Annotated in this window: 14 protein-coding genes and 1 rRNA gene; 12 read left to right on the top strand and 3 right to left on the bottom strand. The window is 73.6% G+C overall.

Going from position 1 to position 25,268, the window contains the following annotated elements; translation table 11 throughout:
- Positions 1-87 (top strand): 5S ribosomal RNA (gene rrf, locus ACZ5WK_RS37115); the annotation flags it as partial.
- 95 nt (positions 88-182) lie between these two features.
- Positions 183-1,031 carry a phosphatase PAP2 family protein gene (locus ACZ5WK_RS37110; RefSeq protein WP_465554451.1) on the top strand — a complete coding sequence of 283 codons (849 nt, stop codon included), beginning with the start codon at positions 183-185 and terminating at the stop codon, positions 1,029-1,031.
- Positions 1,032-1,148: 117 nt separating this feature from the next.
- Here ACZ5WK_RS37110 and ACZ5WK_RS37105 read toward each other — a convergent pair whose 3' ends face one another.
- Both ACZ5WK_RS37105 and ACZ5WK_RS37100 read right to left on the bottom strand, forming a co-directional pair.
- Positions 1,149-1,712: an acetate uptake transporter gene (locus tag ACZ5WK_RS37105; protein WP_465554449.1), complete on the bottom strand. Its 564-nt coding sequence runs from the start codon at positions 1,710-1,712 to the stop codon at positions 1,149-1,151.
- Positions 1,713-2,075: 363 nt separating this feature from the next.
- On the bottom strand, positions 2,076-4,637 hold the full coding sequence (locus tag ACZ5WK_RS37100) for a SpoIIE family protein phosphatase (protein ID WP_465554447.1): 2,562 nt from the start codon (positions 4,635-4,637) through the stop codon (positions 2,076-2,078).
- Between the two features lie 573 nt (positions 4,638-5,210).
- On the opposite strand from ACZ5WK_RS37100, the gene ACZ5WK_RS37095 reads away from it, so the two are divergent.
- The 9 genes from ACZ5WK_RS37095 to ACZ5WK_RS37055 all read left to right on the top strand — a co-directional run bounded on the left by ACZ5WK_RS37095 (position 5,211) and on the right by ACZ5WK_RS37055 (position 18,502).
- Entirely contained in the window at positions 5,211-9,725 is a 4,515-nt protein-coding gene (locus tag ACZ5WK_RS37095; protein WP_465554459.1) for a HAMP domain-containing protein, read from the top strand.
- Between the two features lie 320 nt (positions 9,726-10,045).
- Positions 10,046-10,681, top strand: a complete 636-nt coding sequence (locus tag ACZ5WK_RS37090) for a response regulator (protein WP_465554445.1) — start codon at positions 10,046-10,048, stop codon at positions 10,679-10,681.
- Between the two features lie 124 nt (positions 10,682-10,805).
- Complete coding sequence (locus ACZ5WK_RS37085; RefSeq protein ID WP_465554443.1) at positions 10,806-13,526, top strand: DNA translocase FtsK; 2,721 nt, start codon at positions 10,806-10,808, stop codon at positions 13,524-13,526.
- Positions 13,527-13,790: 264 nt separating this feature from the next.
- Positions 13,791-14,654 (top strand): helix-turn-helix domain-containing protein, encoded by an 864-nt coding sequence (locus tag ACZ5WK_RS37080; protein WP_465554441.1) that lies wholly within the window; start codon positions 13,791-13,793, stop codon positions 14,652-14,654.
- 107 nt (positions 14,655-14,761) lie between these two features.
- Complete coding sequence (gene rimO / locus ACZ5WK_RS37075; RefSeq protein WP_396323820.1) at positions 14,762-16,246, top strand: 30S ribosomal protein S12 methylthiotransferase RimO; 1,485 nt, start codon at positions 14,762-14,764, stop codon at positions 16,244-16,246.
- A complete protein-coding gene (gene pgsA / locus ACZ5WK_RS37070; RefSeq protein WP_465554439.1) occupies positions 16,243-16,881 on the top strand; it encodes a CDP-diacylglycerol--glycerol-3-phosphate 3-phosphatidyltransferase in 639 nt (212 codons plus the stop codon). Before rimO ends, pgsA begins: the two co-directional genes overlap by 4 nt.
- A gap of 26 nt (positions 16,882-16,907) precedes the next feature.
- Positions 16,908-17,444, top strand: a complete 537-nt coding sequence (locus ACZ5WK_RS37065; RefSeq protein WP_465554457.1) for a CinA family protein — start codon at positions 16,908-16,910, stop codon at positions 17,442-17,444.
- Between the two features lie 350 nt (positions 17,445-17,794).
- Positions 17,795-18,163, top strand: a complete 369-nt coding sequence (locus ACZ5WK_RS37060) for a helix-turn-helix domain-containing protein (protein WP_148642736.1) — start codon at positions 17,795-17,797, stop codon at positions 18,161-18,163.
- 54 nt (positions 18,164-18,217) lie between these two features.
- Positions 18,218-18,502, top strand: coding sequence for a hypothetical protein (locus ACZ5WK_RS37055; protein WP_465554436.1), 285 nt, complete (start codon positions 18,218-18,220; stop codon positions 18,500-18,502).
- Between the two features lie 146 nt (positions 18,503-18,648).
- Here ACZ5WK_RS37055 and ACZ5WK_RS37050 read toward each other — a convergent pair whose 3' ends face one another.
- Positions 18,649-23,433: an ATP-dependent helicase gene (locus ACZ5WK_RS37050; protein WP_465554434.1), complete on the bottom strand. Its 4,785-nt coding sequence runs from the start codon at positions 23,431-23,433 to the stop codon at positions 18,649-18,651.
- 216 nt (positions 23,434-23,649) lie between these two features.
- Here ACZ5WK_RS37050 and ACZ5WK_RS37045 point away from each other — a divergent pair, with 216 nt between their 5' ends.
- Positions 23,650-25,233, top strand: a complete 1,584-nt coding sequence (locus ACZ5WK_RS37045) for a S8 family serine peptidase (RefSeq protein ID WP_465554432.1) — start codon at positions 23,650-23,652, stop codon at positions 25,231-25,233.
- The last annotated feature ends 35 nt before the right edge of the window (positions 25,234-25,268 follow it).

The raw sequence follows: 25,268 nt of genomic DNA, 5'->3' as shown, positions 1-25,268 counted from the left end.
GGTTACATTCCGAACCCGGAAGCTAAGCCTCACAGCGCCGATGGTACTGCAGGGGGGACCCTGTGGGAGAGTAGGACGCCGCCGAACAATCATTCCAAAAAGACCCCCTTCCGGACGGAAGGGGGTCTTTTTGCGTTAACGTCTCTGCCAGCACACCCCGGCTTGGCGGAAGGCGCGAACCGTTGCAGAACCTGACCCTTACCTGGCAGTCCGCCGGGGGCACCGCGGTCGCTCTTTACGGGGGTTCGTACGCGGCGTCCAGGTGGCGGCGCGGCCCGTTGCCGGCGTTGCTGCGGGAGGCCGGCACGCTGCTGGCGCTGTTCGCGCTCTGGCAGCTGGTCGGGCACCTGTCCCTGATGAGCACCGAGCACGCGCTGGACCGGGCGAGCTGGATCCACCGGACGGAGCTGGCGGTCGGGTTGCCGGACGAGGCGTCCTGGCAGGCGGCGGTGACGCCGTACCCGGTGGTGGTGAAGGCGGCGAACTACTATTACGCCGCGATGCACTTCGCCGTGATGATCGCCGTCCTCGCCTGGGTCTTCGTGCGGCACCGCGAGCGGTACGCGTGGGTGCGGAACACCGTGGTGATCACGACGGCGGTCTGCCTCGCCGTGCAGTTCATCCCGGTGGCGCCGCCCCGGATGCTGCCGCAGAGCGGCTTCGTCGACGTGGCCGCGGAGTACGGGCAGTCGGTCTACGGGGGCGCGGTCGGCGGGGTGGTGGTCGCCGCGCAGCTCTCGGCGATGCCGTCGGTACACGTGGCCTGGTGCGTGCTGGCCGCGGTGGCGGTGATCAGGGCGTCGACGAGTTCGCTCCGCTGGCTGGTGGTGCTGCACCCGGTGCTGACCGTCGCGGTCGTGGTGGTCACGGCCAACCACTTCTGGGCGGACGGTCTGGTCGCCGTCGCGATCCTGCTCTTCGCCTACGCCGCCCAGGCGGCCTTCGCCCGCCGGCGGGTCCGTCGGGCGGTCCGGACCGGGCCGGCAGCGGCCGATGTGCCGGCCGGGGAGCGGGCGGGCACCCGCGGTTAGCCGGACGGACACGCACGTGGGCCGGCCTCCCCGCGGGGGGAGGCCGGCCCACGTGCGTTGCGGCGTCGGTCCTGCCTGCCCGGACCTTGCGTTCCCGGACGTTGCCCTGACCCGCCCCTACTTGACCGGCAGTACGGCCCGGCCCCATGCGCTGTTGGTCAGCGAGGCGGTGGCCCAGTACCAGGCGACGAGCCCGGAGGCCGCGGCGACCCAGCCGGCGAACTTGGCGAGGCCGCCGGAGGTGTTGAAGGTGGCGAAGGCGGAGAGCACCAGCGAGACGGTCAGCAGACCGTAGACGGCGCGGCTGAACAGGCCTGCGTTCCAGCTGGCGGCGGTGAGGGTGAGGGCGAGCAGGGCCCACAGCAGCAGGAACAGACCTGCCGCGTTCTTGCCGGCCCCGCCGGCTGCCGACCAGGTGGCCCAGAAGGCGCCGAGGCCGGTGAAGGCGGTGCCGGTGAAGCCCTCGCCGCTGCGGAGCTGCCAGAGGCCGGCGATGAACAGGGTGATGCCGCCGAGGAGGTGGGCGAGATGTGCCGAGTCCCCGACCCCGGTGCCGCTGAGGATGCCGGTGGAGAGAAGACCGTAGGCGAGGAGAGTCAGGCCGAGGGCGAGGTAACCGAGGTTACCCGCGTCGGCACCGGTGGAACGGGCTTGCTGTGCCCCGGAAGCTTCGTTGCTCACCGGAGGCTCCTTTCACTCTGGGCGCGCGCGCAGGGCGCGGTCGACCGCACGAGGGATGTTCGATGAGGTGGATGCGCGCGACCGCGCCGAGGGCGCACGGCTGGAGCGTGCGACGGCTGCGGTCAGAATGACGGTCCAGCGGCGGAACCGCTGGTCGTGTCCCCTCCGGGGGATTCCCCGGTGAGATCGGTGTACCCGGCCGAACGAGCTTGTACCCTTGTGAATCGCACAATTTGTGGCGCCGTCAGCTGCGGAACGCTCACGGTCGGCCTCCACGCCATCCCCGTACGGGCAGCAGTGCTCATCCCGGACGCATCGGTGGGCAGCTCACGGGCGCCGGCGCCCGGCCCGGCGCGACAGTGCTCAGCCCACGCGCTGGGACGGCACCCGCAGGGTCAGGATCGCCATGTCGTCGGACGGCGGCTCCGGGGCGAACCGTTCGACCGCCCGCTGCACCCGCAGGGCCACCGCGCCCGCCGTCAGCCCGGTGCAGCCGGTGAGCACCTCGGCGAGGCCGTCGTCGCCCAGCATCCGCAGGCCCTCCCGGCGTTCGGTCACGCCGTCGGTGACGCAGAGCAGGACCTCGCCGGGGGCGAGCACCAAGTGCTCGGCGGTGAGGTCGAGTTCGTCCATCACTCCGAGCAGCGGCTGCGGGGTGGCGGCCCGGTCGACCCGGCCGTCGGTGCGCAGGCGCAGCGGCAGCGGGTGGCCGGCGCAGACCAGCGACAGTTCGGTGCTGCCGTCCGGGCGGGGCGTCAGCTCGCCGTACAGGAGGGTGAGGAAGCGGCTGCGCGAACCCTCGTCCAGGATGGCCGCGTTGAGCCGGCTGAGGACCTGCGGGGCGTCCAGGCCCTCGCGGGCGAGCAGGCGCAGCGAGTGCCGGGCGAGACCGGTGACGGAGGCCGCCTCGGGGCCGGTGCCGCAGACGTCGCCGATGGCGAAGCCGTAGGTGCCCTCGCGGATGGTGAAGAGGTCGTAGAAGTCGCCGCCGACCTCGTTTCCCTCGCCGGCGGCCTGGTAGTAGACGTCCACCTCGACGCCGGGGATCTCGGGCAGGTCCGGCGGCAGCAGGCTGCGCTGGAGGGCCTGGCTGGTGGCGGTGCGCTCGGAGTAGAGGCGGGAGTTGTCGAGCGCGAGGGCCGCCCGGCGGGAGAGGTCCTCGGCGAGCTCCAGGATCTCCTGGCGGAACCGGACGCCGGCCGGGACGCCGAGGGCGAGCAGGCCGATGACGCGGTTGCGGGCGGTGAGCGGCAGGACGACGGTCTCGCCGAGCAGGCCGGAGAGTTCGGGGCTGTCGGTCAGCCCGCCGGCCCGGGCGGTGTCGGCCGGGCCGGCCCAGAAGCGGACGCCGTGGGTGGGGCCCGACTCCGGGGCCGGGGTCTTGTCGAGCAGGGCGCGCAGCGGGTCGATGCGGTCCTCGTCCTCGTGCAGGACGAAGGCGAGCGAGGCCGCGGCGCCGTGGTCGCCGTTGGTGTAGACGGCGCACCAGGAGGCGAGGGTGGGGACTGCCATCTGGGCCATCAGGGCGAGCGTCTGCTCGTGCTCCAGGGTGCCGGCCAGCAGGTCGGAGGCCTCGACGAGGAAGGAGAGCGAGCCGCGCCGCAGCCGGTCCAGCTCGGAGAGTCTGGTGCTCTCGACGGCGAGCGCGACGCGGTCGGCGGCGAACTGCAGGCGCAGCGCGTCCTCGTTGTCGTACCGGCCGGGTGCAGCGGCGGCGATGCCGAGCGAACCGATCAGCCGGCCCTCGACCTTGAGCGGGACGGTGAGCAGGGAGCGCAGGCCGCTGCCGGTGAGCAGGGCGAGGCCGGTCGGGCGGGTGGCGAGGTCCTCGTGGACGGAGGGCAGCCGGGCGGAGTCGTAGCGGTTGCCGGTCTCGACGGGGAAGCGGCTGTGCCGGCGGTGGCCGGTGGTGAGGCCAGTGGCGGCGCGGACCTCGAACTCGGACTCGTCCTCGGTGGTGAGCAGGACGTAGGCGGCGTCGGCGTCGAGCAGGTCGCGGGCGCGTTCGACGGTGCGCTGCAGCAGGGTGTCGAGGTCGTCCGCGGAGGTGGGGCCGGCGAGCAGGTCGAGCCGGCCGGCGGCCTGGTCGGCCTTGTCGCCGGGCAGCGCGCGGGCGGGGGAACGGAGTACCGCCCGGTCGGTGTCCAGGACGAGCAGACAGAGGGTGGACGGGGTGCCGTCGGTGTCGCGGATGCGGACCTGCAGGCCGTACACCTCTACGGTGCCGCCCTCGGCGTGGCGCAGGCCGTAGCTGCCCTCCCAGCGGGCCAGCCGCAGTGTCGCGGCCAGGCCGAGGCCGGTGCCGGGGCCCTGCGGCCAGACGGCGAGGTCGGCCCAGGGGCGGCCGAGGACGGCGTCGGCGGGGTGCCGGAAGAGTGCCTCGGCGTCGGGGTTCCAGGCGAGGACGCAGCCGTCGTCGTCGAGTTGGACCACGGCGACGTGCACCGGGCCGGTGCTGCTGGGCAGTTCGCCGCCCGGTGTGGCGGGGACGGCGTAGCGGGTGCCGGCGACGTGGGCGGGCAGGGCGAGGCGGAACCAGACGGTCTTGCGGCCGGCCGAGTACTCGACGCCCCAGCGTTCGGCCAGGGCGGAGCACATCAACAGGCCGCGGCCGCCCTCGCCGTCGGGGTCGGCGTAGCGCTCGGAGGCGGTGACGGGGACGTCGGCGAAGGACGGCAGGCCGCGTTCGGGGTGGTGGTCGGTGACCTCGATCCGGACGGTTCCGTCCTCGCGCAGGCAGCAGACCTCGGCGGCGGTGCCGGCGTGCACGACGGCGTTGGTGACGAGTTCGCTGACCAGCACGACGGCGTCGTCGACGACTTCGGGCAGGCCCCAGCCCAGCAGGGCGTCCCGGACGAAGGAGCGGGCGGCGCCGGCCGACCGGCCGACGGGTTCGAAGGTGGCGGCTGCGCGCGCGGTGACCACGTTGCCACTTCTCCTCTGCTCTGGCCCTGGCTGTCCGGGTGCGGCGCCGACATCCCCGTGCGCGCCGGCGGGGTGAGCGGCGGCGCTGGGTCGGGTCGTGGCCCGGTGCAGCGCTCCACCCTACTTTCCGGTTGGTTCCCCGTGGGGGCGGGGCGTCGAAACAGGCACCTGAGGGTGATTCTGCCCACCTGTTTCCACCGGGTCGGCACCAACCGAGCGCAACCGGCCGTATACCCGCCGCAAGTCCTGCCAGACTGGGGGGTCCGCGGCGGCCGGTCGGAGCAGTACGGTCGTGTGGGTTCCGGTGGGCCACGAGGTCCGCGGGGACGCAGTTGCGCCGGGCCGGTGTCCGGTTCCGGGCCCCGGACGGGGCGCGGCCGGTCACCGGACAGTTCACGATCTGGGAGGGGCCCGTTGAGTTCGGCCACCAAGGACGCAACCGGTACGACGCCGCCCGCCCAGCGTGGTGCGCGGTCCGGGGCCGCGCCGCGGAGCGCGGCCGGCCGGCGAGCGAACCACAACCGGGGAGCCGAGCCGGCCGAGCTGCGCAAGCTGCTGGCCGCGCTGACCGCGATGCGGGACGGAAACTTCCGCCGCCGGCTGACGGTGCCGGGCGACGGGCCGCTGGCCGAGATCGCCGCGGTGTTCAACGAGGTTGCCGAGCGCAACCAGCACCTGACCGGAGAACTGGCACGGGTGCGGCGGGCGGTGGGCCGTGAGGGCCGGCTGAACGAGCGGCTGGAGACCGGCGCCGGCGAGGGCGCCTGGATGGCCGCCGTCGACAACTGCAACGCGCTGATCGACGACCTGGCCCGGCCGATGGCCGAGGTGGGCCGGGTGCTGGCCTCGATCGCCGAGGGCGACCTCGACCAGAAGATGGAGCTGCGCTCGCTCCACAGCAACGGGGTGAGCCACCCCCTGCGCGGCGAGTACCTGAAGATCGGCCGGACGGTCAACGGACTGGTGGACCAGCTCTCCGAGTTCACCGACGAGGTGACCAGGGTCGCGATCGAGGTCGGCACCGAGGGCAAGCTCGGCGGCCAGGCCAAGGTGCGCAGCGTCTCGGGCAGTTGGAAGGACCTGGCGGACTCGGTCAACACCATGGCCGGCCGGCTGACCGCGCAGGTGCGCAACATCGCCCAGGTGACGACGGCGGTGGCCAAGGGCGATCTGTCGCGCAAGGTCACGGTCGAGGTGGCCGGCGAGATGCTGGAGCTGAAGAACACCGTCAACACGATGGTGGACCAGCTCAACGGCTTCGCCGCGCAGGTGACCAGGGTGGCCCGGGACGTGGGCACCGAGGGCCGCCTCGGCGGTCAGGCGCAGGTGCCGGGCGTCGCCGGGGTCTGGCGGGACCTGACCGACTCGGTCAACTTCATGGCCGACAACCTGACCGGCCAGGTGCGCAACATCGCCCAGGTGACGACGGCGGTGGCGCGCGGGGATCTCTCGCAGAAGATCGAGGTGGACGCGCGGGGCGAGATCCTGGAGCTGAAGAACACCATCAACACGATGGTGGACCAGCTCTCCGGGTTCGCCGAGCAGGTGACCCGGGTGGCCCGCCAGGTCGGCACCGAGGGGCGGCTGGGGGGCCAGGCGCAGGTGCCCGGCGCGGCCGGTGTGTGGCGTGATCTGACCGACAACGTCAACTTCATGGCGAACAACCTGACCGATCAGGTGCGCAACATCGCCCAGGTGACGACGGCGGTCGCCAAGGGCGACCTGTCGCAGAAGATCCAGGTGGACGCGCGGGGCGAGATCCTGGAGCTGAAGAACACCATCAACACGATGGTGGACCAGCTGGGGGCCTTCGCCGACGAGGTGACCAGGGTCGCCCGCGACGTCGGCACCGAGGGCATCCTCGGCGGCCAGGCGAGCGTGCCGGGGGTCTCCGGCACCTGGAAGGACCTGACCAACAGCGTCAACCTGATGGCCAACAACCTGACCAGCCAGGTCCGCAACATCGCCGAGGTGACCACGGCGGTCGCGCGCGGCGACGTCTCCAAGAAGATCACCGTCGACGCCCGCGGCGAGATCCTGGAGCTGGTCACCACCGTCAACACCATGGTCGACCAGCTGTCGGCGTTCGCCGACGAGGTGACCCGGGTGGCCCGCGAGGTGGGCACCGAGGGCATCCTGGGCGGCCAGGCCCGGGTGCGCGGGGTGTCGGGCATCTGGAAGGACCTGACCGACAACGTCAACTTCATGGCGTCCAACCTGACCAGCCAGGTCCGCAACATCGCCGAGGTCGCCACCGCGGTGGCCCGCGGCGACCTCTCCAAGAAGATCGACATCGAGGCGCAGGGCGAGGTCGCGGCGCTGGCCGGCACCCTGAACACGATGGTCGACCAGCTCTCCGCCTTCGCCGTGGAGGTGACCAGGGTCGCCCGCGAGGTCGGCACCGACGGCATCCTGGGCGGCCAGGCCGGGGTGCCGGGCGTGGCCGGCATCTGGAAGGACCTGACCGACAACGTCAACCTGATGGCCAACAACCTGACCGGCCAGGTCCGCAACATCGCGCTGGTGATCACGGCGGTGGCCCGCGGCGACCTCTCGCAGAAGATCGACGTGGACGCGCGGGGCGAGATCCTGGAGCTCAAGACCAGCATCAACACCATGGTCGACCAGCTGTCGGCGTTCGCCGACGAGGTGACCCGGGTGGCCCGCGAGGTGGGCACCGACGGGCGGCTCGGCGGTCAGGCCCGCGTCCCCGGCGTGGACGGCACCTGGCAGGACCTCACCGAGTCGGTGAACGAGCTGGCCAACAACCTGACCCGGCAGGTGCGTGCGATCGCGCAGGTCGCCACCGCCGTGACCAGGGGCGACCTGAGCCTGCGGATCGACGTGGACGCCGCCGGCGAGCTCGACGAGCTCAAGGACAACATCAACCAGATGATCGCCAACCTGCGCGAGACCACCCGCACCAACCAGGAACAGGACTGGCTGAAGACCAACCTGGCCCGGATCTCCGGCCTGCTGCAGGGCCGCCGGGACCTGGAGGCGGTCGCGTCGCTGATCATGACCGAGCTGACGCCGGTGGTCTCCGCCCAGCACGGCGCCTTCTTCCTCGCCCAGCCGGCCGGCCGCACCGCCGAGCTGATCACCGAGGACGACGACGAGAACGACACCGTGCTGCGGCTGATCGGCAGCTACGGCTACCAGCGGCGGGCGATGCCGACCATCTTCCGGCCCGGCGAGTCGCTGATCGGCCAGGCGGCGGTGGAGAAGCGGGCGATCATCCTCAAGGAGGCGCCGCCCGGATACCTCAAGATCGCCTCGGGCCTCGGCGAGGCCTCGCCGGCCCACATCGTGGTGCTGCCGGTGCTGTTCGAAGGCCGGCTGCTGGGCGTGATCGAGCTGGCCACGTTCAGCTCCTTCACCACCGTCGCGCTGGACTTCCTCAACCAGATCGCCGACCTGATCGGCGTCACCGTCAACACCATCAGCGTCAACACCAAGACCGAGGGCCTGCTGCTGGAGTCCCAGCGGCTGACCGCCGAACTCTCGATGCGGTCCGCCGAGTTGGAGGCGCGCCAGGAGGAACTGGAGCGGACCAACGAGGAGTTGCAGGAGAAGGCCTCGCAGCTCGCCCAGCAGAACCGTGACATCGAGATCAAGAACAGCGAGATCGAGGAGGCCCGGCAGGTCCTGGAGGAGCGCGCCGAGCAGCTCGCCCTCGCCTCCCGGTACAAGAGCGAGTTCCTCGCCAACATGTCGCACGAGCTGCGCACCCCGCTCAACTCGCTGCTGATCCTGGCCAAGCTGCTCTCGGACAACAACGAGGGCAACCTCTCGCCCAAGCAGGTCGAGTTCGCCGACACCATCCACGGCGCCGGTTCCGACCTGCTCCAGCTGATCAACGACATCCTCGACCTCTCCAAGGTCGAGGCGGGCAAGATGGACGTCCGACCGGCCAGAATCGCCCTCGTCCAGCTGGTCGACTACGTGGAGGCCACCTTCCAGCCGGTCGCGCTGGACAAGAGCCTCGACTTCGCCGTCCGGGTCTCGCCCGCGCTGCCGGTCACCCTGCACACCGACGAGCAGCGGCTCCAGCAGGTGCTGCGCAACCTGATCTCCAACGCGGTCAAGTTCACCGACGCGGGGGCGGTCGACTTCTCGATCAGCCCGGCCGGCACCGACGTCCCGCAGCACGTCCGGGAACGGCTGCTGGAGGCCGGCGCGATCCAGGGCCCGGACGACGAGCTGATCGCCTTCTCCGTCTCCGACACCGGCATCGGCATCCCCGGCAACAAGCTGCGGGAGATCTTCGAGGCGTTCAAGCAGGCCGACGGCACCACCAGCCGCAAGTACGGCGGCACCGGCCTCGGGCTCTCGATCAGCCGGGAGATCGCCCGCCTGCTCGGCGGCGAGATCCACGCCGAGAGCGAGCTGGGCAGGGGCTCCACCTTCACCCTCTACCTGCCGCTGCGCACCGAGGGCGCGGACACCCCGGGCGGTGTGCCGTTGCCGGCCCCGAACACCCCGGCGGTGCGCGCCGCCGTCGGCGTGACGCCGGCCGGCACGCCCGTCCCGGTCGGCGAGAACCCGGCCGACCACTGGGCCCAGGAGGTCCGCGAACTCGCCGAGGAGCGCCGCCGGGGCGCCGTCGAACGCCGCCGTGCCGCCGCCCTGGAGACCTCCGCCGAGGGCCGCCCGCCGGCCGTCGGCCCCGTCGCCCGCCCGGGCGGGCGGGTGGACGCCCGCTTCGACGGCCAGCAGGTGCTGATCGTGGACGACGACGTCCGCAACGTCTTCGCGCTCACCAGCGTCCTGGAGCAGCACGGCCTGACCGTCCTCTACGCGGAGAACGGCCGCGAGGGCATCGAGATGCTGGAGCAGCACGAGAACGTCGCGCTGGTCCTGATGGACATCATGATGCCGGAGATGGACGGCTACGCGACCACCGAGGCGATCCGCCGGATGCCCCAGTTCGCCGGCCTGCCGATCATCGCGCTGACCGCCAAGGCGATGAAGGGCGACCGGGAGAAGTCCCTGGAGGCCGGGGCCACCGACCACATCACCAAGCCGGTCGAGACCGACCACCTGCTGACGGTGATGCACGAGTGGCTGACGGTCCGGAAGGGATAGCCGCCACCGGACCCCGCCGGACCGGGACGACCGGCGGGGGCGCGCAGCGGCCGGCCCGCTCCGGCGTTCACGCCCGCGGGCGGGCCGTTTGCTGGCGGGGAGGGGCGGGAACCGGGTAGGGTCACCGATCGTTGCGAACAGTGACCGGACGGCGACTCGCTGCTGAGCGTGCGCCGGGGCACTGGGTGCACACTGCTGCGGATCACATCCTGACGGAGCGGTGTGCCGGGCGAGGGGGTGCGGCTAGCATGACCGGGGTAATGGTGGGCAGTACGCGGGTGCCTTCCCCAGGCAGGCAGGCAACAGGAGGGCGGGCCGTAATGCAGAAGGCGAAGATCCTCCTGGTCGACGACCGGCCGGAGAACCTTCTGGCGCTGGAGGCGATCCTCTCCGCGCTGGACCAGACGCTGGTGCGCGCGGCCTCCGGCGAGGAGGCGCTCAAGGCGCTGCTCACCGACGACTTCGCGGTGATCCTGCTCGACGTCCAGATGCCCGGCATGGACGGCTTCGAGACGGCCGCGCACATCAAACGGCGCGAGCGCACCCGGGACATCCCGATCATCTTCCTGACCGCGATCAACCACGGGCCGCACCACACCTTCCGCGGCTACGCGGCCGGCGCGGTGGACTACATCTCCAAGCCCTTCGACCCGTGGGTGCTGCGCGCCAAGGTGTCGGTCTTCGTCGACCTCTACATGAAGAACTGCCAGCTCAGGGAGCAGGCCGCACTGCTGCGCCTGCAACTGGAGGCGGGCGGTGAGCAGCAGGCCATCGGCGGTGCGCTGCTGGGCGAGCTGTCGGCGCGGCTGGCGTCGGTGGAGGAGCAGGCCGAGGCACTGGCCAAGCAGCTGGACGGCGCCGAGGACGGCGGGGTCGCCGCCACCGCGGCGCACCTGGAACGGAAGCTGGCGGGCCTGCGCAGGGCGCTGGACGCGCTGCGCCCCGGCGTGGAGTAGCCGGCCGCCCGTCTGCCCCGTCCGGGTGAAACCGGATCAGCGTGACGGTGTGTCTGCGACACGTCCGGGCACCTCGTACCGAGCGCGTGGGCACAGTCGGCGTGCCCCGGTAGGCTGCTGAGCCATGGCCACACGTACGCCCGGAAGCGCGGCACGCAGTTCGAGTCCGGGACCGTCCAAGAAGGCCGCGGCGAAGGCTCCGGCCAAGCCGCCCGCGAAGAAGACGGCCGCCAAGAAGGCCGCCCCGGCGAGGAAGGCCCCGGCCAAGCCCGCTCCGGCGCCGCCGCCCCCGCCGAGGCCGATACTCTTCCGCGCCGTCCTGGCCGTCTGGCTCGGCCTCGCGCACGCGGTCGGAGCGGTCTTCCGCGGCTTCGGCGACGGCGCCAAGAACCTGGATCCGGCCCACCGCAAGGACGGCGTCGGCCTGCTGCTGCTCGCGCTGGCGCTGGTCACCGCGGCCGGCACCTGGTTCAGCCCGCAGGGCTGGCTCGGCGAGGCGGCCACCAACGTGGTCTCCGGGCTGTTCGGCCGCCTCGACGTGCTGGTGCCGTTCCTGCTGGCGGCGGTCGGGATCCGGCTGATGCGCCACCCGGAGCTGCCGGAGGCCAACGGGCGGATCATGATCGGCCTCAGCGCGCTGGTGGTCGGTGTCCTCGGCCTGGTCCACATCGGCTGCGGCGCGCCCATGATGGGCAGCGGCGCGACCCGGATAAGGGCGGCCGGCGGCATCGTCGGCTGGGCCGTGTCGACCCCGATGATGGCCGCCGCCGGACCGCCGCTCGCGGTGCCGCTCCTGCTGCTGCTGGCCTTCTTCGGCCTGCTGGTGACCACCGCCACCCCGGTCAACCGGATCCCCGAGCGGCTGCGCGCGGCCGGGGTGCGGCTCGGCGTGGTCGAGCCCGGCCCGGAGGACCGGTTCACCGAAGGGCGCACGCCGGAGCGCGAGCACTCCACCGAGCCGCCGGAGGACGCCGACCCGTCGGCGCTGCCCTTCACCGTGGACACCGACGGCGACACCCCGCAGGACGAGGTGGCCGCCCGCCGGCGCCGCCGCCGGCGCAAGCAGCAGGACGACCCGGAGGCGGCCTCCGGGACGCCGGACGGGGACCCGTTCGCCAAGGATCCGTTCGTCAAGGACCTGGAGGACCCGTACGCCACCCGGGACCTCGCCGCGGGCGCCGCCGCCGACCTGGACGGCGCCCTGGTCTACGGCGTGCCCGCCTCCTCCGCGGTGGCGGACATGATGCACCAGGTGCAGGACCGCACCGCCCCGCCGGAGGAGCCCGCCGTCCCCGCCGCCCGCAGCGCCGCTGCCGGCCCGGGAGCACCCGAGGAGCACGCCCCGGCGCCGGTGCGGATGGAGCAGCTCCAGCTCTCCGAGGGCATCACCTACGCGCTGCCCCCGCTCGACCTGCTGGAGCGCGGCGGCCCGGCCAAGGCACGCAGTGCCCTCAACGACGAGGTGGTGGCGCAGCTCACCAGCACCTTCGGCGAGTTCAAGGTGGACGCCCGGGTCACCGGATTCACCCGCGGCCCGACGGTCACCCGGTACGAGGTCGAGCTGGGCCCTGCCGTGAAGGTGGAGCGGATCACCGCGCTCGGCAAGAACATCGCGTACGCGGTGGCCAGCCCGGACGTCCGGATCATCAGCCCGATCCCGGGCAAGTCCGCGGTCGGCATCGAGATCCCCAACCGGGACCGCGAGATGGTCAACCTCGGCGACCTGCTGCGTTCGCGCACGGCCGCGGAGGACACCCACCCGATGGTCGTCGGCATGGGCAAGGACGTCGAGGGCCACACCGTGATGGCCAACCTCGCCAAGATGCCGCACATCCTGGTGGCCGGCGCGACCGGCGCGGGCAAGTCGTCCTGCATCAACTGCCTGATCACCTCCGTACTGGCCCGGGCCACCCCGGACGAGGTCCGGATGGTCCTGGTCGACCCGAAGCGGGTCGAGCTGACCGCGTACGAGGGCATCCCGCACCTGATCACGCCGATCATCACCAACCCCAAGAAGGCCGCCGAGGCCCTCCAGTGGGTGGTGCGCGAGATGGACCTGCGCTACGACGACCTCGCCGCGTACGGGTTCCGGCACGTGGACGACTTCAACGCGGCGGTGAAGGCCGGCAGGGTCACCCCGCCGCTCGGCAGCGAGCGCGAGCTGAAGCCGTACCCGTACCTGCTGGTGATCGTCGACGAGCTGGCCGACCTGATGATGGTCGCCCCGCGCGACGTCGAGGACTCGGTGGTCCGGATCACCCAGCTCGCCCGGGCCGCCGGCATCCACCTGGTACTGGCGACCCAGAGGCCCTCGGTGGACGTGGTCACCGGTCTGATCAAGGCCAACGTGCCCTCCCGGCTGGCGTTCGCGACCTCGGCGATGGCCGACTCGCGGGTCATCCTGGACCAGCCGGGCGCCGAGAAGCTGATCGGCAAGGGTGACGCGCTCTTCCTGCCGATGGGTGCGAGCAAGGCGATCCGGATGCAGGGCGCGTTCGTCACCGAGGCGGAGATCGCCGCGATCGTCCAGCACTGCAAGGACCAGCTGACGGCCGTCTACCGGGACGACGTCACGGTCGGCGGCGGGCCGAAGAAGGAGATCGACGAGGAGATCGGCGACGACCTGGACCTGCTGATCCAGGCCGCGGAGCTGGTCGTCTCCACCCAGTTCGGCTCGACCTCGATGCTCCAGCGCAAGCTCCGGGTCGGCTTCGCCAAGGCCGGCCGGCTGATGGACCTGATGGAGTCGCGCGGGATCGTCGGCCCGAGCGAGGGCTCCAAGGCCCGCGACGTGCTGGTGAAACCGGACGAGCTGGACGGTGTGATCGTCGGCATCCGCGGCTGACCGGTCGGTGCCTCCGGCGGGTGTTCACCCGTTCGGAGGAGGGTAGGCGCGAGGTGCGGAACCGAACGTACGCACACGGCGTCACAGGGCGGAAAGGGACGGCCTCGGTGAACGGCGGCCCCCGCCCTGACAACCGGTCAGTGGCCGGTAGGGACCTGGTTCGGGCGGGTGTGCGCATTCGGGCCTGTTCCGCTTGAGAAACGATCCGCCCCCGCCCCTAGACTGTTCCCCAGCAGGTGGCCATCCGCTCGAAAGGCGTGCCCCGTGACCATCGGCAAGTCCCCCGACCGCGAGAACGCCCCGTCGTCCGCCCAGCCTTCCGGCGGCGCGGAGCAGGCGGCCGATGCCGTGAGCATCGGCCGGGTGCTGTCCGCTGCCCGGATCGACGCCGGACTCACGGTGGACCAGGTCAGTACCGCCACCCGCGTGCGGGTGCCGATCGTGCATGCCATCGAGGAGGACGACTTCGCCCGCTGTGGCGGCGACTTCTACGCCCGTGGCCACATCCGCTCGATCGCCCGGGCGGTCGGCGTGGACGGCGAGGCGCTGGTGGCGCGGTACGACGCCGCGCACGGCGGCGCCCCGGCCACCAAGCGTCCGACCCAGCTGATCGACAGCGGGCCGATCAAGGTCCCCGGCCGCGGCCGGCCGAACTGGACGGCCGCGATGGTCGCCGCGATCTTCGCGGTGGTCGTCCTGATCGGTTTCAACCTGGTCAGCGGCAAGACCGGTGGCTCGACCACCGGCTCGGCCAGCGCGCCGCTGCCCAGCGGCTCCGGCACCGGCTCGGTCGCCCCGGCGCCCTCGCCGAGCGTGCAGCCGCCCGCCCCGGCGCCCAGCGTCGCGGCGATCGCGGCCGCCCCGGCCGACAAGGTGACCGTGAAGCTGGTCGCCGAGAAGGACACCAGCTGGGTCTCGGCGCTGGACGGCAGCGGCAAGTCGCTGTTCCAGAACAACATCGAGGAGGGTCAGGACCAGACCTTCACCGACCCCAAGCAGATCAAGCTGGTGATCGGCAACGCCGGTGCCGTGCACGTGTACGTCAACGGCAAGGACCTCGGCCCGGCGGGCAAGAACGGCCAGGTGGTGCACGTCACGTACACCCCCGGAGACCCGCAGGCGGGCTGACCACGAGCGGGCTCCGGCCCGGCGAAGGTCCGGTGAAGATCCGGTAATCCGGGGCGCGCGGCCTCCGGGGCGAACGGCCCCGGCGGCCGCGCGTTAATCTTGGCCCTATGCCTGAACGCCGTACTGTCGCCCTTGTCACGCTCGGATGCGCCCGCAACGAGGTGGACTCCGAGGAACTCGCCGGGCGACTGGAGGCCGACGGCTGGTTGCTGGTCGACGACGCCGCCGACGCCGACGTCGCCGTCGTCAACACCTGCGGCTTCGTCGAGGCCGCCAAGAAGGACTCGGTCGACGCCCTCCTGGAGGCCAACGACCTCAAGGGGCACGGCCGCACCCAGGCCGTCGTCGCGGTCGGCTGCATGGCCGAGCGGTACGGCAAGGAGCTGGCGGACGCCCTGCCCGAGGCGGACGGCGTGCTCGGCTTCGACGACTACTCCGACATCTCCGACCGCCTCCAGACCATCCTGTCCGGGGGCCACCACGCCCCGCACATCCCGCGCGACCGCCGTAAGCTGCTGCCGCTGAGCCCGGTCGAGCGCCAGGCCGCCGCCGCCGAGGTCGCCCTGCCGGGCCACGGCGCCGCCGAGACCGTGCCGGAGGACCTCCCCGAGGGCCTCGCCCCCGCCTCCGGGCCGCGCACCCTGCGCAAGCGGCTGGACGACAGCCCGGTGGCCTCGGTGAAGCTCGCCTCCGGCTGCGACCGGCGATGTTCCTTCTGCGCCATCCCGGCCTTCCGCGGCTCGTTCATCTCGCGCCGCCCCTCCGACGTGCTCCAGGAGGCCCAGTGGCTGGCCTCGCAGGGCGTCCGCGAGGTGGTGCTGGTCAGCGAGAACAACACCTCGTACGGCAAGGACCTCGGCGACATCCGCCTGCTGGAGACGCTGCTCGGTGAGATCTCCGCGATCGAGGGCGTCGAGCGGGTCCGGGTCTCCTACCTCCAGCCGGCCGAGATGCGGCCCGGGCTGATCGACGCGATGACCGGCACCACCGACGTGGTGCCCTACTTCGACCTCTCGTTCCAGCACTCGGCGCCCGCGGTGCTACGCCGGATGCGCCGCTTCGGCTCCACCGACCAGTTCCTCGAGCTGCTCGGGACCATCCGTGGCAAGGCCCCGCAGGCCGGCGCCCGCTCCAACTTCATCGTCGGCTTCCCCGGCGAGACCGAGGAGGACTTCGCCGAGCTGGAGCGCTTCATCACCCACGCCGGCCTGGACGCGATCGGCGTCTTCGGCTACTCCGACGAGGACGGCACCGAGGCCGCGACCTACGACGGCAAGCTGCCCGAGGACGTGGTGGCGGACCGGCTGGCCCGGCTCAGCCGGCTCGCCGAGGAGATGACCGCCCAGCGGGCCGAGCAGCGGATCGGCACCGAGGTCGAGGTGCTCATCGAGTCGGTGGAGGGCGACCTCGTCGAGGGCCGCGCCGCCCACCAGGCTCCCGAGACGGACGGCCTCACCACGCTCACGGGCGTGGAGAACCCCGAGATCGGCCAGTTCCACCGGGCCCGGGTCGTCGCCAGCGAGGGCGTCGACCTGGTCGCCGAGGCGCTGGAGCAGGTGCGGGTCGGCCAGGCCCCGGGAGCCGGGGAATGACCAAGGGGCCCGGCGCCCCGGCCGCGGCCCACCCGGGCAGACCGGCGGCCGCGGTGCCGCCGGCGCCGGGGATCTGGAACATCGCCAACATGCTCACGATGCTCCGGCTGCTGCTGGTGCCGGTCTTCGTGGCGCTGCTCTTCGCCGACGGCGGGCACGACCCCAAGTGGCGCGCGGTGGCCTGGGCCTCGTTCGCGGTCGCGATGATCACCGACCTGTTCGACGGCGAGCTGGCCCGGCGCAAGGGCCTGGTCACCGACTTCGGCAAGATCGCCGACCCGATCGCCGACAAGGCGATCATGGGCGCGGCGCTGATCGGGCTCTCCGTACTGGGCGACCTGCCCTGGTGGGTCACGGTGATCATCCTGGCCCGCGAGCTCGGCATCACCGTGATGCGGTTCTGGGTGATCCGGTACGGGGTCATCCCGGCCAGCCGGGGCGGCAAGCTGAAGACGCTCACCCAGGGCATCGCGGTCGGCATGTACGTCCTGGTGCTGACCGGCTGGCTCGCCACCGGGCGGGCCGTGCTGATGGGGCTGGCGGTGCTGCTGACCGTCGGCACCGCGCTGGACTACATCGGGCAGGCGCTGCGGCTGCGCCGCGAGGGGATCGCGGCGGAGCGCGCGGGCCGGTGACGGGGGAGCACGGGGTGGACGGCCGGATGGAGCGCGGGGCGGACAACGCGGCGGACGCCGGGGCGGCTGCCCCGGCGGACTACGTGCTGGCGGTGAAGGCGCACGCCGCGCTGCGCGGGGAGGGCAGCACGGTGGCGGTGGCGGAGTCGCTCACCGGCGGGCTGCTGGCGGCGGCGCTGGTGGACGTCCCCGGGGCGTCCGCGACCTTCCGAGGGTCGGTCACCGCGTACGCGACCGAGCTGAAGGCGTCGGTGCTGGGCGTCGACGAGGGCCTGCTGGCCGTTCACGGGCCGGTCCACCCGGTGGTGGCACGGCAGATGGCCGAGGGCGTGCGCCGGCTGCTGGGCGCCACCTACGGGGTGGCCACGACCGGGGTGGCGGGACCGGACCCGCAGGACGGGCAGCCGGTGGGCACGGTACACCTCGCGGTCGCCGGTCCGGGGGGAAGTCTGGTCAGTTCGCCCCGGCTGTCGGGGGAGCGTGCCACAATCCGTCACGGGGCGGTGACCGCCGCCCTGGAGCTGCTCGTCGGGCGGCTTCCGTCCGGTGCGCCCACGCACTGACCCGTCGCTGACCCACCGTGGAGGCGTCACAGAGGCTTCGCCCGACAAGATCTCCACCGAACCGAGATCTCCCGAACTGGCGTACGGGTATGGCGTAGCTGGAGGATCGTGTTACATCCAAGGGCCTGGTTGGGCAGAAACCAGGTGGCGAACGAGTGGCTTGGCGGTGCCCGGGCGCCGCACGGGGGGTACGAAGAGGTGCCCGCCGACCCGGGTGCGACACCAAAACAGGGGAGGGGACAGCCTTGCAGCCCAGAGTGAACACGACCATGGTCCCCGCACGCGAAGCGGGCAAGGCGGTACGGTGGGGGCGTGACATCTCGATCCGCAGTCCGAGGAGGGAGGCACCGATGATCCTGCTCCGTCGCCTACTGGGCGATGTACTGCGTCGGCAGCGCCAGCGCCAGGGCCGCACACTCCGCGAGGTGTCGGCGGCCGCCAGGGTTTCGCTCGGTTACCTCTCCGAGGTCGAGCGGGGTCAGAAGGAGGCCTCTTCGGAGCTGCTCTCCGCGATCTGTGACGCACTCGACGTCCGTATGTCCGAGGTCATGCGCGAGGTCAGTGACGAACTCTCGCTCGCCGAACTTGCGGCGATGGCCACCCTCTCCGAAGGTGAACTGCTGAGGCCGGTGCTCGAACCGGTACCGCTGCCCGCCCCCGGCACCGACCGGGCGAACCTCTCGCCCAAGGCTGCCGCGATGGACGTGGTCGCCGCCTGACCTGGCCTCGACGCCCGGGCGCCTGGTGCCCGGGGCGAGCGAAGGAGGGCGGTCGTGCAAAGAGCTGTGACGGCGTACGCCGAAGCCCGAATACGGCTGGGGCGGCTGATGCCCCGGCCTTTGCGTGCAGGCCTGGTGGTGCTCGCGGGCGGGCTCGGCTGGTGGGTTCTGGTGGTCCAGGGACAACTGGCCGACGGTGCCGCACTGGGGCTCCTCGCGGCCGGCGGCTGGGGGCTCGGGCTGATCCCGGTCCATGCCGACCGGTGGTCCACCGGGCCGTTGCCACGCCGGACGGGTGTGCCGGCGGCCCGGGTGGAGGCGGAGCCTCCGATCGGGTGATGTGACCGGATGGCGTCCGGGGTGATCCCTTCCGTGATCTCCCGGGCGCCAGGAGTACTGCGGTGCGAAGGCCGCGAGGTGGGTTCCCGCCTCGCGGCCTTCGTCGTGCCCGGCCGTCTCCCGGGGCCGTCTCCCAGGGCAGCCGGTCAGGGCCGCAGCCGCAGTCCGCGCGGGGTGGCGTGGAAGCCCGCCTCCTCCAGGGCGGCGCCGAGCGCCGAACCGAGGGCGGGCTCGCCGTTGGCCCGTTCGACCGTGACGCTGCCGAGCGCGCCCCCGCGGACGGCCGAGGCGAGGGCCGAGGCGGCCAGTGCGCGGGTGCCCTCGTCCTCCGGCCAGGCCAGCAGGGACTTGCCGCCCCGCTCGATGTAGAGGGCCAGCTCGCCGTCGACCAGGACCACCAGGGCGCCCGCCTTGCGGCCCGGCCGGTGTGCCTTGGCGGCCCGGCTCTCCGTGGCCCCCTCCGGCCCTGCTGCCCGGTCCGCCCCGCCGGTGTCACCGGCCGGGGCGCCGGGTGGCTCGGGCCACGGCAGTGCGGCGCCGTAGGCGTTGGCCGGGTCGGCGGCGGCCAGCACCAGCACCTGCGGCGGCTCGGCCGCGGGGCCCGCACCCCACTCGGTGGCCCGGGCCCGCTCCAGCCGGCCGTTGACCGACCGCAGCCGGTCCGCGGCGCCCTCCATGGCGAACTGGGCACCGCCCAGCCCCTCCACGAAGTACCCGCGGCGGGCCCGGCCGCGCTCCTCCATCGCGGCCAGGACCCGGTACACCCCGGCGAACCCGCCCGGGACCCGCTCGGCGACCACCGTGCCGCGGGTGAGCAGGCCGTGCCGGTCCAGCAGGCTCTGCGCCCGGGCGGTGGCGCGGACCGTCGGGTCGGTGTCGAAGGGCGGCAGCAGCGACCAGCGCCCGGCCACCGTCGGCGGGCCGCTGCGCAGGGCCCCGCCGATCCGGCCGAACGGGCGGCCGGCGCCGCCGTAGCGGCCGCGGGGGGTGGCCCGGGGCGCGCGGTGGGCGGTCGCGCCGGCCGTCCGGCCCGAGCCGAGCAGGGCCCGGAGCGGGGCCAGGGTGTCGTTGCTGACGTACCCGGCCCAGACCAAGTCCCAGAGGGCCTCGACGAGCTCGGGCTCGGGGGTGTCCGGGAGGTGCGCGACGAGCTGGCGGAAGAAGAGCCCGTAGCCGCCCGCCAGCGCCTCCATCAGCGCGGTGTGCACGGGGGTGACGGCCGGCGGGACCGGCTCGGGGCGCAGCAGATGGGCCGTCTCGGCGAGGTGCAGGCTGATCCAGCCGTCCTTGCCGGGCAGGGCGCCGGCACCGGACCAGCCGATCTCGCCGGCCGCCATCAGCTCGTCCAGCAGGTTGGGGGAGTAGTCGGAGAGCCGGGCCGGGAGGATCAGCTTCTCCAGCGCCGACGCGGGCAGGGCGGTGCCCTGGAGCTGCTCGACCACCCGGAGCAGGCCGTCGGGGCCGCGCAGCCGGTGGCCGGCCAGGTGCTGCCACTGGGGGAGGAAGGCGGCCAGGGCGCGCGGCGGGACGGCCTCGACCTCCTGGCGCAGGGCGGCGAGCGAGCGGCGTCGCAGCCGGCGGAGCACCTCGGCGTCGCACCACTCGACGGTGGCGGTGTGGCCCTCGACCGGCCGGAACTCGCCCTGGACGAGCCGGCCCGCGGCGGTGAGCCGGTGCAGGGTGCCGGTGACCACGGCGGTGCCGAGGCCGAATCGGGCGGCGGCCTCGGCGGCGGTGAAGGGGCCGTGGGTGCGGGCGTGCCGGGCGAGGAGGTCGCCCAGGGGGTCCTTGACCGGCTCGGTGAAGGCCTCGGGGACGCCGACCGGCAGCGGGGTGCCGAGGGCGTCGCGCAGGCGCCCGGCGTCCTCGATGGCGGCCCAGCGCTGCTCGCCGGCGATCCGTACGGCGATCACCCGGCGGGCGGCCTCCAGCTCCAGGGCCCAGAGCGGTTCGGCGCCGCGGGCGCCGAGCTCGGCCTCGGTGAGCGGGCCGAGCAGGCGCAGCGCGTCGGCGACGCCCTCGGCGTCCTTGATCCGGCGCTCGGGGGTGAGGCGCTGGAGCTCGGCCTCCAGCTCGGCGAGGACCTGCGGGTCGAGCAGCTCGCGCAGCTCGGCCTGGCCGAGGAGTTCGGAGAGCAGCCGGGAGTCGAGCGAGAGGGCGGCGGCGCGGCGCTCGGCGAGCGGGGAGTCGCCCTCGTAGAGGAACTGGGCGACGTAGCCGAAGAGCAGCGAGCGGGCGAAGGGGGACGGCTCGGGGGTGGTGACCTCGACCAGGCGGACGGCGCGGGATTCGAGATCCCCCATCAGCTCGACCAGGCCGGGCACGTCGAAGACGTCCTGGAGGCACTCCCGGACGGCCTCCAGCACGATCGGGAAGGAGCCGTACTCGGAGGCGACTTCGAGGAGTTGGGCGGCGCGCTGGCGCTGCTGCCAGAGCGGGGTGCGCCGGCCGGGGCTGCGGCGGGGGAGCAGCAGGGCGCGGCCGGCGCACTCGCGGAAGCGGGAGGCGAACAGGGCGGAGCCGCCGACCTGGTCGGTGACGAGCTGTTCGATCTCGCCCGGGTCGAACAGGGCGGCGTCGGCGCCGACCGGGGCGTCGTCGGTGACGGGCTTGTCGGAGGGGCCGCCGAAGTCGAAGTCGGTGGCCAGCAGGTCGGCGTCGGGCAGGCGGAGCACGATGCCGTCGTCGGCGTGCATGACCTGCGGGTCGAGGCCGTGCTTCTCGCGCAGCCGGGCGGCGAGCGCGAGCGCCCAGGGGGCGTGCACCTGGGCGCCGAACGGCGAGTGGATGACGATCCGCCAGTCGCCCAGCTCGTCCCGGAAGCGCTCGACCACGATGGTGCGGTCGTCCGGGAGGTGGCCGCAGGCGGCGCGCTGCTCGGCGAGGTAGTCGAGCAGGTTGCCGGCCGCCCAGTCGTCCAGGCCGGCCTGCTTGAGCCGGGCGGTGGCGGCCGCGGGCTCCATGCCGCCCAGCTCGCGGGTGAACGCGCCGAGGGCGCGGCCGAGTTCGAGCGGGCGGCCGAGGGTGTCGCCCTTCCAGAACGGGAGCCGGCCGGGGATGCCGGGGGCGGGGGTGACCAGCACCTGGTCGTGGGTGATCTCCTCGATCCGCCAGGAGGTGGTGCCGAGGGTGAAGACGTCCCCCACCCGGGACTCGTAGACCATCTCCTCGTCCAGCTCCCCGACCCGGCCGCCGCCCTTCCTGCCGGTCTTCGCATCGGACGCGGCGCTGCCCGCGATGAAGACGCCGAACAGGCCGCGGTCGGGGATGGTGCCGCCGGAGGTCACGGCGAGCCGCTGGGCGCCGGGGCGGCCGGTGACGGTGCCGGCCACCCGGTCCCAGACCAGGCGGGGGCGCAGCTCGGCGAAGGCGTCCGAGGGGTAGCGGCCGGCCAGCATGTCGAGCACGGCGTCGAAGGCGGACTGCGGCAGGGTGGCGAACGGCGCGGCCCGGCGGACCAGGGCGATCAGGTCGTCCACCGGCCAGGTGTCCAGCGCCGTCATCGCGACCAGCTGCTGGGCCAGCACGTCCAGCGGGTTGCGCGGGATGCGCAGCGCCTCGATCCGGCCGGCCCTCATCCGTTCGGTGACCACGGCGGACTGGACGAGGTCACCCCGGTACTTGGGGAAGAAGACGCCGGTGGAGACGGCGCCGACCTGGTGGCCGGCCCGGCCGACCCGCTGGAGTCCGGAGGCGACCGAGGGCGGGGACTCGACCTGGACGACCAGCTCGACGGCGCCCATGTCGATGCCCAGCTCCAGGCTGGAGGTGGCGACCACGGCGGGCAGCCGGCCTGCCTTCAGCTCCTCCTCGACCAGGGCGCGCTGCTCCTTGGAGACCGAGCCGTGGTGGGCGCGGGCGATGACCGGCGGGGCGCCCTTGGCGACGCCGGACTCGGCCATCACCTGGGCCGGGGAGTGTGCTTCGGGCAGCCGCTCACCGGTGGCGCGCTCGACGGCGATCTCGTTGAGCCGGTTGCAGAGCCGCTCGGCGAGGCGGCGGGAGTTGGCGAAGACGATGGTCGAGCGGTGGGCCTGGACCAGGTCGACGATCCGCTCCTCGACGTGTGGCCAGATCGAGGCGCCCCCGGCCTGGGGGCCGGGAGGTGACCCCGGCCGGGCCGGGTCGCTGTCGGCGGCGCCGCCGACGCCGGGGGCGGGCGGGAGGTCGTCCAGGTCGGGGACGGGGACGACGACCGAGAGGTCGAACTCCTTGGCGGCGGCCGGCTGGACGACGGTGGCGCCGCGCCGGGGGCTGAGGAAACGGGCCACCTCCTCGACCGGGCGGACGGTGGCGGAGAGGCCGATCCGGCGGGCCGGGTGCTCCAGCAGCTCGTCCAGCCGCTCCAGCGAGAGCGCGAGGTGGGCGCCGCGCTTGGTCCCCGCGACGGCGTGCACCTCGTCCAGGATCACCGTGTCGATGCCGCGCAGCGCCTCGCGGGAGGCGGAGGTGAGCAGCAGGAAGAGCGACTCGGGGGTGGTGATCAGGATGTCCGGCGGGTGGGTGGCGAAGCGGCGGCGGTCGGCGGCCGGGGTGTCGCCGGAGCGGATACCGACCTGGACGTCCGGCTCGGGCAGGCCGAGGCGGACGGAGGCCTGGCGCAGGCCGGCCAGCGGGGCGCGGAGGTTGCGCTCGACGTCGACGGCGAGGGCCTTGAGCGGCGAGATGTAGAGGACGCGGCAGCGGCGCTTCGGCTCGGTGGGCACCGGGGTGCTGCTGAGGCGGTCCAGGGCGGAGAGGAAGGCGGCCAGCGTCTTGCCGGAGCCGGTGGGGGCGACCACCAGGACGTCCGTCTCCTGCCCGATGGCGTGCCAGGCCTCCGCCTGGGCGGTGGTGGGCGCGTGGAAGGCGCCCGTGAACCAGGCCCGGGTGGCCGGGGCGAATCCGGCCAGCGGGTCGGCGGGCGGCTGGGGGTGGGTCTGCGGCGCCATGCCCCCATGGTGCCGGGTGGCACCGACAACGGGCGGGCCGGCGGGCGATGGGCGGCCGGGACGCCGGCCGGGTGCCACCCGTGCAGCTAAAAAAGGCAAAGAGGACAATCGACTCATATGGTGATGATTCAGACCCAGGGCTCTTCCATGACAACCAGCCCCCCGTGACCACCGGAGCTCCCGCGACCGACCGGGACCGACGAGCGGAGACGTGCCATGGCGCAGGCGCACCCGTCCGGCTGTGGTCCCGCCCAGACCGGCCCGCACCGGGCCCGCGGCCCCCTCCGGGCACTGCTCGCCATGCTCCTCACCGCACTGGTGGTCGGCGGCGCCGTCCCGTACGTGGCCGGGCCCGGCCGCTCCTACCTCAGCTACCTGGTGCTGGCCGAGCAGGAGGACGCCGCCGGGGCCGCCAGGGCAGGCGCCGAGGCGCGCGCCGCCGGCGGGCAGGTCGTCCAGGAGTACCCGCAGATCGGGGCGGTGCTCGCGTACGCCCCCGGCGGTTTCGCCGACAAGGTCCGTACCCGCCCCGGGGTGGCCGCGGTCGGCGCCACCCGGACCGCGCCGGTGCCCGGCCCGCCCCGGCCGCTGGACGGCGCCGGGGACTTCGGCGCGGGGACGGGCGCCGACCGGACCGACGGCGGCCGCAGCACCGACGGCGGCCTCGGCGCGGGCGGCCGCCGCAGCGCCGACGGCGCCGACGACGAGACCGCGACCGTGGCCGACCCGGGCGAGCGCGACGCCTGGAACCTCGCCATGCTCGGTGCCTCGGGCGACCCGGCCGGCGACACTTCGGCCACCCTGCTGCGCAGCCCCTCCGCCGGCCCCGGCGCGCCCTCCGCCGACGCGCTGCGCAAGGTGCTGGTCGCGGTGCTCGACTCCGGCGTCGACGACAGCCACCCGGACCTGCGCGCCGCCGTCGACCCGAAGAGCTCCGCCTCCTGCGCCGACGGCCGCCCCGACGCCCGGACCGGCGCCTGGCGGCCCGACCTCGGTGTCGGCGAGAGCGGCCACGGCACCCACGTCGCCGGGATCGTCGGTGCCGCCCGGGACGGCCACGGCGTCAGCGGCGTGGCACCCGGCGTCCGGATCGCCGCCGTCCGACTGCTCGGCCCGCTCGGCCAGTACTACGCGGAGAACATCGTCTGCGGCATGCTCTGGGCCGCCGACCACGGCGCCAAGGCGATCAACAACAGCTACTTCGCCGACCCGTGGAAGTACAACTGCCCGCAGGACCCCGACCAGGCCGCGCTGACCGCGGCCGTGGACCGCGCGGTCGGCTACGCCCGGCGGCAGGGCGCGGTGGTGGTGGCCTCGGCCGGCAACGACGGGCAGGACCTCGGCGCCGCCCGCACCGACGAGCGCAGCCCCAACGACCGCACCTCCGGCCCGGCGCAGTCCCGCTACCTCGGCACCGAGTGCGTCCGGCTGCCAGGCGAGCTGCCCGGCGTGGTCACGGTGACCGCCGTCAACCGGGACGGCAGCCCGTCGGCGTACTCCAACTACGGGCGCGGCAAGGTCTCGCTGGCCGCCCCCGGCGGGGACCCGGACGCCGGCACGCACGGCGCGATCGTCTCCGACTGGCCCGGCGGGCAGTACGCCGCGCTGGCCGGCACCTCGATGGCCGCGGCGCACGTCACCGGCGCGGTCGCGGTGGCCGCCGCGCTCCACCCGGACTGGGGCTCCGACCGGCTCGCCGCCCTGCTGGCCGCCACCGCGGCGGCCGCCTGCCCGCCCGGGCCGCTCGGCTGCGGCGACCGCCAGTACTACGGCGCCGGGGCGCTCGCGCTGCCGCACTGAAAACCCGGTGACGGGCGCGGCCGGGGCGGGGCAGG

The sequence above is a fragment of the Kitasatospora sp. NPDC032757 genome (assembly GCF_055579305.1).
The sequence above is the reverse complement of the archived record's forward strand: the minus strand, read 5'-3'. Positions and strand labels throughout refer to the sequence as shown.

What these genes read in the sequence shown, in the direction of transcription:
- ACZ5WK_RS37050 (WP_465554434.1), bottom strand. Translation starts at nt 23,433, where the DNA reads ATGGCGCCGCAGACCCACCCCCAGCCGCCCGCCGACCCGCTGGCCGGA.
- ACZ5WK_RS37045 (WP_465554432.1), top strand. Translation starts at nt 23,650, where the DNA reads ATGGCGCAGGCGCACCCGTCCGGCTGTGGTCCCGCCCAGACCGGCCCG.
- rimO (WP_396323820.1), top strand. Translation starts at nt 14,762, where the DNA reads ATGCCTGAACGCCGTACTGTCGCCCTTGTCACGCTCGGATGCGCCCGC.
- ACZ5WK_RS37095 (WP_465554459.1), top strand. Translation starts at nt 5,211, where the DNA reads ATGCGGGACGGAAACTTCCGCCGCCGGCTGACGGTGCCGGGCGACGGG.
- ACZ5WK_RS37065 (WP_465554457.1), top strand. Translation starts at nt 16,908, where the DNA reads ATGGAGCGCGGGGCGGACAACGCGGCGGACGCCGGGGCGGCTGCCCCG.
- ACZ5WK_RS37060 (WP_148642736.1), top strand. Translation starts at nt 17,795, where the DNA reads ATGATCCTGCTCCGTCGCCTACTGGGCGATGTACTGCGTCGGCAGCGC.
- pgsA (WP_465554439.1), top strand. Translation starts at nt 16,243, where the DNA reads ATGACCAAGGGGCCCGGCGCCCCGGCCGCGGCCCACCCGGGCAGACCG.
- ACZ5WK_RS37085 (WP_465554443.1), top strand. Translation starts at nt 10,806, where the DNA reads ATGGCCACACGTACGCCCGGAAGCGCGGCACGCAGTTCGAGTCCGGGA.
- ACZ5WK_RS37090 (WP_465554445.1), top strand. Translation starts at nt 10,046, where the DNA reads ATGCAGAAGGCGAAGATCCTCCTGGTCGACGACCGGCCGGAGAACCTT.